Here is a 12,087-nt window from a genome sequence, read left to right as displayed (position 1 = left end):
CTCGCAGGTAATTGAGCAACGGCAGAATAGGCCCTAGTCACAAGTGCAAATGCAACGCATTCAAGGAGACGAGACAATGCAACATCAAGCAACCCTGCGCTGGCTGAAATTCGCCTGCATCTGTGTAATCGGCTTTGGCCTGCTGGGTGTGCTGGCCAGTGTTCCGGCCCTGTCTGGAGCAACCAGGCTGTTCATCGATCTGGCGTTCTGGCCGGTTGATGGTTCGCCCGGCGCACCGACACCAGAAAGCAATCTTCTGTGGGCCATCCTCAATGGCATCGTGATCGGCTGGGGTGTGCTTTTGTGGCAGGTAACCACACGGGTTTATGACAAGTTCCCCGATGTCGGACGCACCATGATCCTGACCAGTATCGGCACCTGGTTTGTCGTCGACAGCGCCGGGTCCGTTGCCGCCGGTGCCCCGGTCAACGCACTGATGAACACCATATTCCTGCTGCTGTTTTTCATCCCGCTGTGGCGTCCGGTGCACCAGGCGGAGGCATGACGTACCGCACGCGTCCGTCGACTGGCTGATAGGGCGTCGTGATATTCTGTGTAATACTCAAGATTGGATTTGACGTTTTCAGGCATGTTTCTGGCGCAAACCAGCGAGGAACCTGGCTGAAAACACGCTCATATCTGATGTTGGGATCATACTCAGGAGAAGGTATCTGACCATGACAGTTCTCGACCAGGAAATGATTGCAAACGTCCTGCGCCCGATTGAGGTGGCCAACGGCTTGCCCAACGCATTTTACACTGACCCTGATGTGCATGAGGCGGAAAAGCGTGTGCTGTTTGCATCGACCTGGGCCTGTGCAGGATTTGCCAAGGACGTGCCCAACAAGGGCGACGCCAACCCGATCAGCTTTCTCGGCCAGCCGCTGCTGGTGGTTCGCGGCGATGATGGTGAGGTCAAGGTGTTCCAGAATGTGTGCCGGCATCGCGGCATGATCCTGGTTGAGGAAAAGACAACCCTGCGCTCCGCCATCCGCTGCCCGTATCATTCCTGGTGTTACAATTTCGACGGGTCGCTGCGCACTACCCCGCACGTCGGCGGACCGGGCCAGAACCTGCACGATTGCATCAAGCGCGAGGAACTGGGCCTGATCGAGGTGCGCTCGCATATTTTCCTGGATACCATTTTCGTCAATCTGGACGGCAAGGCGCCGGACTTTGAAACACACGCCGCCACCCTGCTGGAGCAGTGGAAGGAATTTGCCGACAAGCCGCTTTATCACGGCGGTCCGGAATCATCCTTTACCCTGGAAGTTGACTGCAACTGGAAGCTGGCGGTCGAGAATTATTGCGAAAGCTATCACCTGCCATGGATCCATCCCGGCCTGAATTCCTATTCCAGGCTGGAAGACCATTATCACATCATGCAGCCGGGCGATTACTCCGGGCAGGGCACTGTTGTCTATAATCCGAAACTGGATGACAGCGGCCGCGCCTTTGCCGATTTTGACGGCCTGTCGGACAAGTGGGATACCGGTGCGGAATACATTTCATTTTATCCGAACGTTCTGTTCGGCGCGCATCGTGATCATGTGTTTGCCATCATGCTCGATCCGCAGGGCAATGGCAGAACCATCGAGCGCATTGAAATCTATTATACTTCGCCGGACATGTGCGGTGATGACATGCTGGACTTGCGCAAGAAGAACGCCGAGATGTGGAAGGGCGTTTTCGAGGAGGATATTTTCGTCGTCGAAGGCATGCAGCGCGGCCGGTCCGCCTCGCTTTATGACGGCGGCAAGTTCTCGCCCGTCATGGACCCGCCGACACACCAGTTTCACGAATGGGTTGCGACCCGTTTTGCCGGCAAATGATTGACGAGCAGCGCCTGCAGCGCGACATGCTGCAGGCCCATGAACAAGATGATGTGGCGGCACTGCCGCCCCTGTACCTGGCGGCAGCCCGATTGCGCGAAAGCCAGGGCGACATTGACGCGGCGTGTTTCTTCTATACCCACGCATACGTTTACGCGCTTGACTGCGGTAACCGGGAAATTGCCGACACGGCCCGCAGCCAGTTGAAAAGCCATGGGCGCGACAGATGAGCTGTACAGCTCACGTCACGCCCATGAAATCTGGGTGTTCCAGGGTAGGTTTTTGTGGTTCAGGACCCGGCGACCAGTGAAGCGGTAGTTACCCCGACGGCTGCTATGGCTGCCCAGACGGCAAACTTTTGCGATCCGGCATGGGCGGGTTGATCCGACATCGACAGCAACCAGAGTTCTTGTTCTTTGTCCGTTTTCATTTTCTTGTTCTTTCAGTTTACCTGCCGCGACCAGAACACCAGCGTTTGGCCCTGATCCGGCTCAATTCATGCTTCGGTAACGCACAATATGGGGTGTGGGTTCACCGGTTTTGATGGCGGCGGGAACAACAGTTCATCAAGAATATGTGATTGGTGTCTGCGGGCCCGCACCTTACCTGGCAACAAGCCGCTGGAAGGCCTGCCGCAATTGATTGCTGCCGCGTTGTCCGTTGATCACCTGGCGCAGGTTCCCCGTCTTGTCGAACAGCAGCAATGTCACATGTTTCACGCCATGCTTGTTGGCAAAGCGCAAGCCCTTGTCAGTCCGGATATCGGCGATGACATAATCAGGCCTGTCGCCATCAAGGGCGTCCAGTGCCTGCCGGGTTTCCTTTTGCAGGGCGAGGCACAGCTGGCACTGCGGATCATGAATCTGCACCACTGATGCCGTGCCGTTTCCGACCCGGGACAAATCATGCTCATGCGAGGTGGCTTGATAGAGATGGACCACATAGGCGCCGAGCCCGCCCGCGATCACCAGCCCAATCGCGCCATTGCGCATTGAACCGATGAAGTCGCGGCGGCTTGTATCTACAGGCTCTGCAGCCACTGCCGGGTTTGCCGGCTTTGACTGTTTCGCGCCGGGTTTTCTGGATTTGGCTTTTTTTCTCATACTACCCTCCCATGTCAGGTTACCAGAATCTGGGCGTTTGGTTTTACCCGGTCATACAGGTCGATGGCGTCCTGGTTGATCATCCGGACGCAGCCGCTCGAGACCGCCTTGCCGATCGACTCCGGTTCGTTGGTGCCGTGCAGGCGGTAAAGCGTGTCCACCTTGCCCTCGAATATGTACAGCGCCCGTGCGCCGAGCGGGTTTTCCAGGCCTGGCGGCATGCCACCATTGCGCACGCTCCACTTTTCCAGCGAGGGATCGCGGGCAATCATGGTGTCCGGTGGCGTCCACTTCGGCCATGGCCGCTTCCATGCCACCCGGGCCCGCCCCGACCATTCAAAGCCTGCACGTCCGAGCCCCACGCCATAGCGCATGGCAGAGCCCGCAGGTTCAACCAGGTACAGGTAGAAATCGCTGGTATCCACAATGAGTGTTCCAGGTTTTTCTCCTGACGGATAGCTTACCCGAGTGCGCCGGTACTCCGGTGCCAGAATGTCCGGATCGATTGCCGGCAGGGGAAAGCGTTCACCGGGTCGTGCGGAATAGTTGGCCGCAAAACTGCTGTCCGGTGCAAGGTCAGGCAGGGGTGCCCGCGCCTCCGGAGCATAGGTGTCTTTCGGTATCGTATTGCAGCCGGCAAGCGCCAGTGCGGCGAACCCGGTACTGAGTTTGGCGAAATGTCGCCGTGATAGAGATTTCGTCATAACTGAAATTTCCTGAAGTTTGCAGACGGCCCCCGTTACTCGTGTTCCGGAGAAAACGGGTTTGGTCATCGATGATGATGTCATTGATCATGTGGACAGATTGCTCTGCCTTCTGGTTCCGCAGCCAGGTCGTCCGGCCTCACGGAAACAAAAAATCACATGCACAAGATGTCAGGCTCGGGGAGGGGGTAAGTCGACCGGCCGAATGGTTGCAATTGAGGAAGTGTCGCGCGCCAGGAGATGATCATCAATGGCAGAAGGCGAGTTGTCGAATACCTTGCCAATCACGGCTTTGCAGTCCGATTTATGGGACTGCACCAGATTACCGGCGATGTCGTGTTTGTCATTGCAATCTGAGGCTGTCACGACAGTTGCCGAGAGCCCGGTTGCAAGGGTGAGCTCTGAGAAACTGGCGGAAGTTACGGTGACATAGTCCGGCGCTCGCTCAAAGTGTTTGAGCGACATGGTCATAACAAGCGCGAATATCAAAAAAATCCGTACCATGCCTACGACATAGAGGTGGGCGCTTAACAATTCCATAGTGCTGTAATCACTCTGTCGTGAGCGGCCGGTTCTGTTTGCATCAATCAGACGCGCATTCTCACAAATGCCCGAATTCCGCCGTGGACGAGGCGCATTTGGTCTACTCGCTGTCTGGTTTCCAGGCAGGCTGATCGTCAAATGTCGCAATGGTCTCGTCCATCATGTCCCAGGGTTTCCGGTTGCGGGCAAAAATCGCCACCTGGGGTTCCAGCATCGAAGAATCATCCATGGTACCCAGGCTCACGGTCACATGGCTGGGTGAACCGCTGTTGCGCCCCAGCACCTGGCTGCCGCAATTGGGGCAAAAGGCCTTGGTGACCTGATTGCCGTTCTCCGCAGCAAGCGTGTATTCAGACAACCGGCCCTCCAGTTGAAAGTTCTCTGCCGCAAACATCGCGCCGGTCGCATGGCCGGTTCCGCTGAGACGCTGGCAGTCTTCACAATGGCAATGGGCAACAATGACAGGGTTGCCGGTTGCCTGATAGCGGATGGAGCCACAATGGCAGCCGCCCTTGTGAACAGGTATTGCTTGTTTGGTCATGCGGGTCTCCGGCTGGTGCGGCTTTTCAGGCAGACGATCATGGCGGAAAAAACGATCAATGTGCAGACAATGGCGGTTGGTGTTATCTCTTCCCCGAGAAACAGGGCAGACCAGCCCAAAGCGACAAGTGGCAGCAGCAGGTTGATCTGGCCAATGCGCGCCACACCGCCGGCGGCAAGACCGCGATACCAGAATACCGAAGCCAGAAACATGCTGACGACGCCCAGATAGATCAGGGCGGTCCAGCTGTTCACGGCCACGGTTTCAAAGTTCATGCCCGCAACCGACCAGGCCGCTGCGATCAGGGCGGCAGGTGCAAGAAGCACCATTGCCCAGCTCAGTGTGGTTGTGCCGCCCAGTTCGCCGGAGACACGGCCACCTTCAACATAGGCAATGGCCACGCACAGCAGGGCCAGAAACAGCCAGCCGTCAGCCAGGCTGAGATGCCCGCCACCGGCATCATAGGCGAAGTAGAACACCCCGGCGAAACCGATCATGCAAGCCAGCCAGAATATCACCGGAGGGCGTTCGCCGCCTCTGGCGACGAAAATGATCGCGGTTGCCGCCGGTGACAGGCCGGTCACCACTGCGCCGTGAACAGCCGGGACATCCTCGAGAGCCAAGGCCAGGAAGAACGGAAACCCGACCGCAAGCCCCAGTCCCATCACGACGATACTCGGCAGCAGGCGCTTTTCGGGTAACCGTAGTTTTCGCGAAAAGGCCAGGAAGGCCAGCCCGAGAATTCCGGCCATGACAATGCGGGCGCAGGTGATTGTCAGCGGCGAGAAGTCAGACACGGCCACGCGCGTCGCAACCAGTGTTCCGCTGAAGCCAAGCATGCCAAGACAACCAGGCAAGACGCCGTCGGTCCAGTGGGGGTTTTTGTCGGTCATGCAGCCTCTGCCGGTTTGTGAACGGCCACACCAACCATCACCAGTACAACACCAAGAACATCCTGCAGGGTCGGAATCTGAGCCAGCACGATTGCGGCGATGATTGTAGCGGTTGCGGGCAGCAAGGCCAGCAACAATGCAAAAGATGATCGGGGCAGGCGCGACATGGCAAGCTGGTCGCAGATATAGGGGATGACCGACGAGCAAATGCCGACGCCGATACCGGCCAGCACCAGGTTGAGGGTTCCAAACGCCTGCCATGCTTGCATGAATCCAATTGGCATCAGCAGGATGAAGGCGATGAACATGGCTGCGCCGAGACGATCCACCCCGCCGCTTGCCCCGCCTTCAGCCGCTTTGTGGCCCAGGACGATGTAAGCGACGAACATGGCGCCGTTCAGAACGGCCCAGAACAGGCCGATTGGATCGGTTGACCATTTGACATCGATGAGGATTATGACGCCCGCAACCGCCAATGCGAGTGCCGCGATGTTGCGGCCGGTGCGCAGGCCATAAAGGGCCACGCCGATGGTGCCGATAAATTCCATCGCCGCCACAAGACTCATCGGCAAGCGCTCAAGCGCCAGGTAAAAGGCGGTATTCATCACCGCCAGGCAGACACCGAGGCCGATCAGCAGCAGCCGACCGTTGCGGTCAGCGGTCACAAACACCTCCCAGGGCTTCGTGACAGGCGCAAAGATCAATGCTGCGGAGGCAATCCTGAACCATGCCACGCCCAGCACACCGATCGCGGGAAACAGCAACACTGCAAATGATGGTCCGAGATAGTGGAACACCGCGCTGACACCGAACCATGCCTGTGGTGGTACGTTTTCCGCTGCCCTGTTGAATGCTGGTGTCCGGTTCGCCATGCTTCCTCACGCGTTGTGCCTCCCTGAGAGTAGAAGGTCAGTGTGCGATTTAACATGGCGTACAAAAAGTGATAATGTCTATTTGCCAACAAAATGAAGGTGAATGCCGTGAATAGACTGCGATATGAAAACGGAAGCATTGATGCAGTTGACCGCAAACTGCTCGACGCGTTGATTGAAAATTCCCGCACCAGCAATGCTGAGCTTGCCCGGCTGGTGGGGCTGTCGGCGCCGAGTGTTGCAGAGCGCATCAAACGGCTGGAGGAGGCCGGGATTATTGAAGGCTATACGACAACCGTCAATCCGGGCGCCCTTGGGCTTCCCATAGCCGCATGGCTGCGCATCAGGCCGATACCCGGCGAACTTCACCGGGTCGCGCAGATACTGCGTGAGCTGCCTGAAATTGTGGAATGTGATCGTATCACCGGCGAGGACTGCTTTATCGCCCGCGCCCATGTCGGCTCTGTTGCCGATCTGGAAACGCTGATCGACGAATTGATTTCCTATGCCATGACAAATACGTCCATTATCCAGTCATCGCCGGTTGCGCGCCGGTTGCCGCGTTTCCCGTGAATCAAGTATGGGTTCCGGCCCGGGTATGGAGGCCGCTATGGCAAAGTCAGACAACAAGACCAAACCGTCCGCTGCTTCCGTGAAGGCGTTTTTGAATTCGGTAGAGCACGAGACCCGGCGCGCGGACGGATTTGCCCTGCTTGAACTGTTCAACCGGATCACCGGCCTGAAGCCGAAGATGTGGGGTCCGTCAATTATCGGATACGGGCGTTATCACTACAAATACGAGTCCGGCCGCGAGGGGGATTTCATGATCACCGGTTTCAGCCCGCGAAAAAGCGCACTCAGCATCTACATCATGCCCGGTTACCGCGACATGTCTGAAAAGCTTGCGCGGCTCGGCAAGCACAAGACCGGCAAGAGCTGCCTGTACATCAACAAGCTTGCCGACATCGATCTGAGCGTCCTGGAAGAGATCGTGCTTGATGGAATCTCATACATGAACACACATTATGAGGTCTTCGACGAATAGTCGTGCGCTATTCCGCCGCTTCCTGGGAATAGCCCAGCTTGGCGTTCAGCTTGGTGAGCAGGCGCATGGCGGCTTCCGCGATGACCGTGCCGGGCGGGAAGATGACGGCAGCTCCCATATCCATCAGCGCCTCGAAATCCTGTGGCGGCACCACGCCGCCGACCGCGATCATGATATCGCTGCGCCCCTCTGCTTCCAGGGCTGCCCGCAAGGCCGGCACCAGGGTGAGGTGGCCGGCGGTCAGGGACGAGACGCCGACAACATGCACGTTGTTTTCCACTGCCTGGCGGGCGACTTCTTCCGGCGTTGAGAACAGCGGCCCGATATCCACCTGGAAACCGATGTCGGCAAAGGCGGTTGCAATGACCTTTTGCCCTCTGTCATGGCCGTCCTGGCCCATCTTGGCGACCAGGATTCTCGGCTTGCGGCCATCGGTTTCTTCAAATGCATCCACCATGGCCTGCGCCCTGGCGGCACTTTCCGACTTATCGCCCAGCGCCTTGCGGTAGACGCCTTCAATAACGTGGGTCTTGGCCACATGCCGGTTCCACACGGTCTCTAGTGCCAGTGAAATCTCGCCGACGGTCGCCTTGGCCCGTGCCGCATCAACCGCAGCTGCCAGCAGGTTGCCGTCGCCTGTCTTCGCGATCTGGGTCAGCTTGCCAAGTTCAGCTTTGACCTGCGCATCGTCGCGCTCTGCTTTCAGGCGCGCCAGCTTGTCCAGTTGCTGGGTCCTCACGGACGAATTGTTGACCTTCAGGATGTCGATCTGGGCTTCGTCGCTGGCCAGGTATTTATTGATGCCGACAACGGTCTGTTCCCCGGAATCGATGCGTGCCTGGGTGCGCGCTGCCGCTTCCTCGATGCGGAGTTTAGGCAGGCCCTGTGATATCGCCTCGGCCATGCCGCCGAGGTTTTCGATCTCTTCAATATGGGCCCAGGCTTTTGCAGCCAGGTCGGCGGTCAGGCGCTCCACATAATAACTGCCGCCCCATGGATCGGCGACCCGGCAGGTGCCTGCTTCCTGCTGCAGGAACAGTTGCGTATTGCGCGCAATGCGGGCCGAAAAATCCGTCGGCAGCGCCAGGGCTTCATCCAGCGCGTTGGTGTGCAGCGACTGGGTGTGGCCCTGCGTGGCGGCCATCGCCTCGATGCAGGTGCGCCCGACATTGTTGAAAACATCCTGGGCGGTCAGGGACCAGCCGGACGTCTGGCAGTGGGTGCGCAGTGACAGCGAGCGGTCGCTTTGCGGGTTGAACTCCTTCATCAGCTTGGCCCACAACATGCGCGCGGCGCGCATCTTGGCGATCTCCATGAAATAATTCATGCCGATTGCCCAGAAGAACGACAGTCTTGGCGCGAACTTGTCGATGGGCAGGCCCGCAGCCACCCCGGCGCGGGCATACTCGACCCCGTCGGCCAGTGTGTAGGCCAGTTCCAGGTCAGCCGTGGCGCCTGCTTCCTGCATGTGATAGCCGGAGATCGAGATGGAGTTGAACTTCGGCATGTTCTGCGAGGTAAAGGCAAAAATGTCCGAGATGATGCGCATCGACCGGCTCGGCGGGTAGATATAGGTGTTGCGCACCATGAATTCTTTCAGGATGTCGTTCTGAATGGTGCCGGTCAGTTTTTCCGGCGCCACGCCCTGTTCCTCGGCTGCCACTATGTACAGTGCCAGTATCGGCAGGACGGCGCCGTTCATGGTCATCGACACGGACATCTGGTCGAGCGGAATGCGGTCAAACAGCGTGCGCATGTCATAGATCGAGTCAATCGCGACACCGGCCATGCCGACATCTCCGGAAACCCGCGGATGATCGGAATCATAACCGCGATGGGTCGCCAGGTCGAAGGCGATCGACAGGCCCTTCTGCCCGGCTGCCAGATTGCGCCGGTAGAAGGCGTTGGAATCCTCAGCCGTGGAGAAACCGGCATACTGGCGAATGGTCCACGGCTGGGTGGCGTACATGGCAGGATAAGGTCCGCGCAGATAGGGGGCCGCACCGGGCCAGGTATTCAGGAAATCAAGACCTGCAACGTCGCCTGCATCATAGGCGGATTTGACCGTGATGCCTTCCGGCGTAGGAAAGGATTGTGCTTCCTGCGCGCTGGTGCCGATCGGCAGTTCAAAGCTGAATTTTGAGAAATCCGGCAACGTGCTCATGATGTTTCTCCCGTGGCCAGCATGGAAAGCTCGTTCAGTAGCGTCAAGACGTTTTGCCCGGCATGGACAAACTGCTGCACGCCCGCGGCCGTGAGTGTTTCTTCCAGCTCGCCCGGTTTGCCGGCCAGCAGGATACGCCGTGCCCCTTGCTGTGTCAGCGACCGGGCTGCGGCTTCTGCTTTTTCGGCATAGACCGCATCCGAAGAACAGATACAGGCAATGTCCAGCTTGCTGGATGCCAGTTCCTCCGCTGATCCCGTAACAACATCAATGCCGCCTGACGCCAGCAGGTTGCTCATCCAGGTAGCGCGAACCGTGAAATCGACGGGCTTTCCAAGCACCGCGAGGAAGACCGTAGGGCGGGTGCCGGTGTTCGCAAGGCTGGCGTCACTGGCATCGCGCAGCGCCTCGAAGCCTTCACCCAGGCGATGCTGGCGCAAAGGTTCGCAGGTTTCCATGCCCACTGATGCAGAGGCGTCACCGATGGTCCAGTCCGCCGGCGCGTTCATGTCGAGGGTCTTGTTTGACGCTTCATCGAGGTTTGGAAATTCCGAGACGCCGGTAAGAGGTATCTTGCGCCTGGCAATGTCGTGGTCGCGCGCATCGCGCACATCCTTGATCATGGCGTGCACCTTGCCGTTTTCCAATGCAGCCATCATGCCGCCGTCAGCCTCGATCAGATGGAAAATGTGCCAGGCCGACCGGGCCAGTTCATGGGTAAGGTCTTCGACATGGCCGGAACCCGCCGTGGCATCACGCACCCGGCCGACGCGGGATTCTTCCAGCAACAGCGACTGGACATTGCGGGCCATGCGCCGGGCAAAGCCGTCAGGCAACCCCAGTGCCTGGGTGAACGGCAGGACGGAAACACTGTCCGCACTGCCAATGCCGGCGGCAAAACTGGCCGTCGTGGCACGCAGCAGGTTCACGTGCGGATCGCGTCTTGACATCATGCGCGCAGCGGTTTCAACGTGAAGTGTGACCGGTATCGGTGCCAGCCCGGACACGTCCAGCAACCTTGCCCAAAGCAACCGGGCGGCGCGCAGCTTGGCGATGGTGACAAATTGGTCGGCGTCTGCCGTCAGCATCATGGAAATCCGCGGCGCTGCGTCCGCCGGCGCAATGCCGCCTGCCTCCAGCATGCGCAGGTAGTCGACCGCCGTTGCCAGTGCAAAGCCCAGTTCCTGCGCTTCGGAACTGCCGGCACCGTGATAGACGCGGGCATCTGCCTGCGCCACCGGTCCCTGGTGGTCTGCACTGGTGGCGAGTGTAAACATCTCGCCAAAGCGGCGGGACAGTTCGCCGCGTTCGGTCACCTTGCCGCCGTGCGCAAATGCGCCCAGCGGATCAAGGCCGAGCGTCAGGCTGCAGCGCGACAGGTCAAGCCGGCGGCGCTTGTATTCATCAAGCACCAGCAAAGCGAGGTCGCGTCCGTGGCGTCCGCCGTCAAGCCGCAGGTCGATCAGGTCCAGTTCAACACCTTCGAACAGGCGCTGAACGGAGCGGGCATCGGTGACAGCAACACCTGACGCGCCGGCGGAGATGCTGCCCGGCAGGACCAGGGCAATACCGCTGGCCCCGTTCACCAGGTCATCCAGCATCTGGGTGTTGGCTGCGGCAATGTCGGGCATGTCTGCACGTTGTACAAGCGTCCAGGCGTCTGCCGAGGCACGCAGCGGGGCGGCAGGCAGTACGGCGGGATTTTCCGCAGCACCGTAAACCGGCTCGATGACGATGCCGTCTGAAGTGCGGGTTCGCAGGCTCTCGAACGGCCGGCCTTTCAGGCTTGCATCGACAAGCGCGCGCCAGTCGTCGCGCTGAAGCGCCGGGAACTCATCTGCCAGTTTCAGGTTGCTCATCGTGCAGTCATATCCGTTCGCATGTTGCGTTGCACAAATTTTGTAGCGCAGCGTCCGGCTTTCTGCAAATCGACTTTCGTCACAGGTACCCGGATATACCCGGAATCGAATTGGCGACGTCCTTTACCAGGTCTTCCCCGGCCTTTTCCTTGGCATAGCCGAGCGTCTCTTTGCCCAGCGTCTTGATCTGGTCCATGCTGAGGCCGGTTGCCTGCAGCTTGCTGACGGCGGCCAGCGGCCCGCCCATCAGGCCTCCACCCAGCATGCCCAGCAATCCGCCGCCGCGCGCGCCGTCACCGCCATGCAACTGGGCCAGTTCGCCGGCACCCGGAATGGCATCGAACAATTGCGCCACCTTGGCCTTGTCACCCTGGGTCTTGACCAGCGACAGCATGATCCCGGTCGCTTTTTCCGCAACATCCGGCGCAAGGCCGGTTTTTTCAACGATCCGGTCAATCAGATCCTGCATCAACGTATTCCTTTTGGTATCTGTATTTGTAGGTTAGGCATTGCCCTCGCGGGAGTTGTATA

The 12,087-nt window shown here is 59.0% G+C and carries 15 protein-coding genes; 5 read left to right on the top strand and 10 right to left on the bottom strand.

The features are described 5' to 3' along the window. Positions 1 to 76 precede the first annotated feature (76 nt). The 3 genes from DHN55_RS00995 (at position 77) to DHN55_RS00985 (ending at position 2,062) form a co-directional block, all read left to right on the top strand. Complete coding sequence (locus DHN55_RS00995; protein ID WP_108879559.1) at positions 77 to 505, top strand: hypothetical protein; 429 nt, start codon at positions 77 to 79, stop codon at positions 503 to 505. A 172-nt stretch (positions 506 to 677) separates the two neighbouring features. Continuing rightward, entirely contained in the window at positions 678 to 1,832 is a 1,155-nt protein-coding gene (locus tag DHN55_RS00990; RefSeq protein ID WP_337659769.1) for an aromatic ring-hydroxylating oxygenase subunit alpha, read from the top strand. After that, a complete protein-coding gene (locus DHN55_RS00985) occupies positions 1,829 to 2,062 on the top strand; it encodes a hypothetical protein (protein ID WP_337659768.1) in 234 nt (77 codons plus the stop codon). The genes DHN55_RS00990 and DHN55_RS00985 overlap by 4 nt, the downstream gene beginning before the upstream one ends. Positions 2,063 to 2,121: 59 nt before the next feature. On the opposite strand, the gene DHN55_RS22150 is transcribed toward DHN55_RS00985, so the two are convergent. The 7 genes from DHN55_RS22150 to DHN55_RS00960 all read right to left on the bottom strand — a co-directional run bounded on the left by DHN55_RS22150 (position 2,122) and on the right by DHN55_RS00960 (position 6,488). Further along, positions 2,122 to 2,262: a hypothetical protein gene (locus DHN55_RS22150; protein WP_337659767.1), complete on the bottom strand. Its 141-nt coding sequence runs from the start codon at positions 2,260 to 2,262 to the stop codon at positions 2,122 to 2,124. A gap of 172 nt (positions 2,263 to 2,434) precedes the next feature. Next, the gene (locus DHN55_RS00980) at positions 2,435 to 2,935 is read right to left on the bottom strand and encodes a hypothetical protein (RefSeq protein WP_108879558.1); all 501 of its coding nucleotides are present in this window, start codon (positions 2,933 to 2,935) and stop codon (positions 2,435 to 2,437) included. Between the two features lie 14 nt (positions 2,936 to 2,949). Next, complete coding sequence (locus DHN55_RS00975; protein ID WP_108879557.1) at positions 2,950 to 3,639, bottom strand: L,D-transpeptidase family protein; 690 nt, start codon at positions 3,637 to 3,639, stop codon at positions 2,950 to 2,952. 171 nt (positions 3,640 to 3,810) lie between these two features. Beyond that, positions 3,811 to 4,179, bottom strand: a complete 369-nt coding sequence (locus DHN55_RS22145) for a hypothetical protein (RefSeq protein ID WP_337659766.1) — start codon at positions 4,177 to 4,179, stop codon at positions 3,811 to 3,813. Between the two features lie 103 nt (positions 4,180 to 4,282). Next, positions 4,283 to 4,723 carry a GFA family protein gene (locus DHN55_RS00970; RefSeq protein WP_108879556.1) on the bottom strand — a complete coding sequence of 147 codons (441 nt, stop codon included), beginning with the start codon at positions 4,721 to 4,723 and terminating at the stop codon, positions 4,283 to 4,285. After that, the gene (locus tag DHN55_RS00965; protein WP_108879555.1) at positions 4,720 to 5,616 is read right to left on the bottom strand and encodes an EamA family transporter; all 897 of its coding nucleotides are present in this window, start codon (positions 5,614 to 5,616) and stop codon (positions 4,720 to 4,722) included. The genes DHN55_RS00970 and DHN55_RS00965 overlap by 4 nt, the downstream gene beginning before the upstream one ends. Next, positions 5,613 to 6,488, bottom strand: a complete 876-nt coding sequence (locus DHN55_RS00960; protein ID WP_108879554.1) for an EamA family transporter — start codon at positions 6,486 to 6,488, stop codon at positions 5,613 to 5,615. Before DHN55_RS00960 ends, DHN55_RS00965 begins: the two co-directional genes overlap by 4 nt. Before the next feature lie 108 nt (positions 6,489 to 6,596). Between DHN55_RS00960 and DHN55_RS00955 the strand changes: the two genes are divergently transcribed. Next, positions 6,597 to 7,061 (top strand): winged helix-turn-helix transcriptional regulator, encoded by a 465-nt coding sequence (locus DHN55_RS00955; protein ID WP_108881625.1) that lies wholly within the window; start codon positions 6,597 to 6,599, stop codon positions 7,059 to 7,061. Between the two features lie 37 nt (positions 7,062 to 7,098). Further along, positions 7,099 to 7,533, top strand: a complete 435-nt coding sequence (locus DHN55_RS00950; RefSeq protein ID WP_108881624.1) for a DUF1801 domain-containing protein — start codon at positions 7,099 to 7,101, stop codon at positions 7,531 to 7,533. Positions 7,534 to 7,540: 7 nt separating this feature from the next. On the opposite strand, the gene scpA is transcribed toward DHN55_RS00950, so the two are convergent. From scpA to DHN55_RS00935, 3 genes are all read right to left on the bottom strand, one after another. Next, entirely contained in the window at positions 7,541 to 9,697 is a 2,157-nt protein-coding gene (scpA, locus tag DHN55_RS00945) for a methylmalonyl-CoA mutase (protein ID WP_108879553.1), read from the bottom strand. Then, positions 9,694 to 11,556, bottom strand: coding sequence for a methylmalonyl-CoA mutase family protein (locus DHN55_RS00940; RefSeq protein WP_108879552.1), 1,863 nt, complete (start codon positions 11,554 to 11,556; stop codon positions 9,694 to 9,696). Before DHN55_RS00940 ends, scpA begins: the two co-directional genes overlap by 4 nt. A gap of 79 nt (positions 11,557 to 11,635) precedes the next feature. Next, a complete protein-coding gene (locus DHN55_RS00935; protein ID WP_337659765.1) occupies positions 11,636 to 12,028 on the bottom strand; it encodes a hypothetical protein in 393 nt (130 codons plus the stop codon). Between the last annotated feature and the right edge of the window lie 59 nt (positions 12,029 to 12,087).

Source organism: Anderseniella sp. Alg231-50, from assembly GCF_900149695.1.
Classification (GTDB): Bacteria; Pseudomonadota; Alphaproteobacteria; order Rhizobiales; family Aestuariivirgaceae; genus Anderseniella.
Note: the sequence above shows the minus strand (reverse complement) of the source record. Positions and strands in the feature narration are given on the sequence as shown.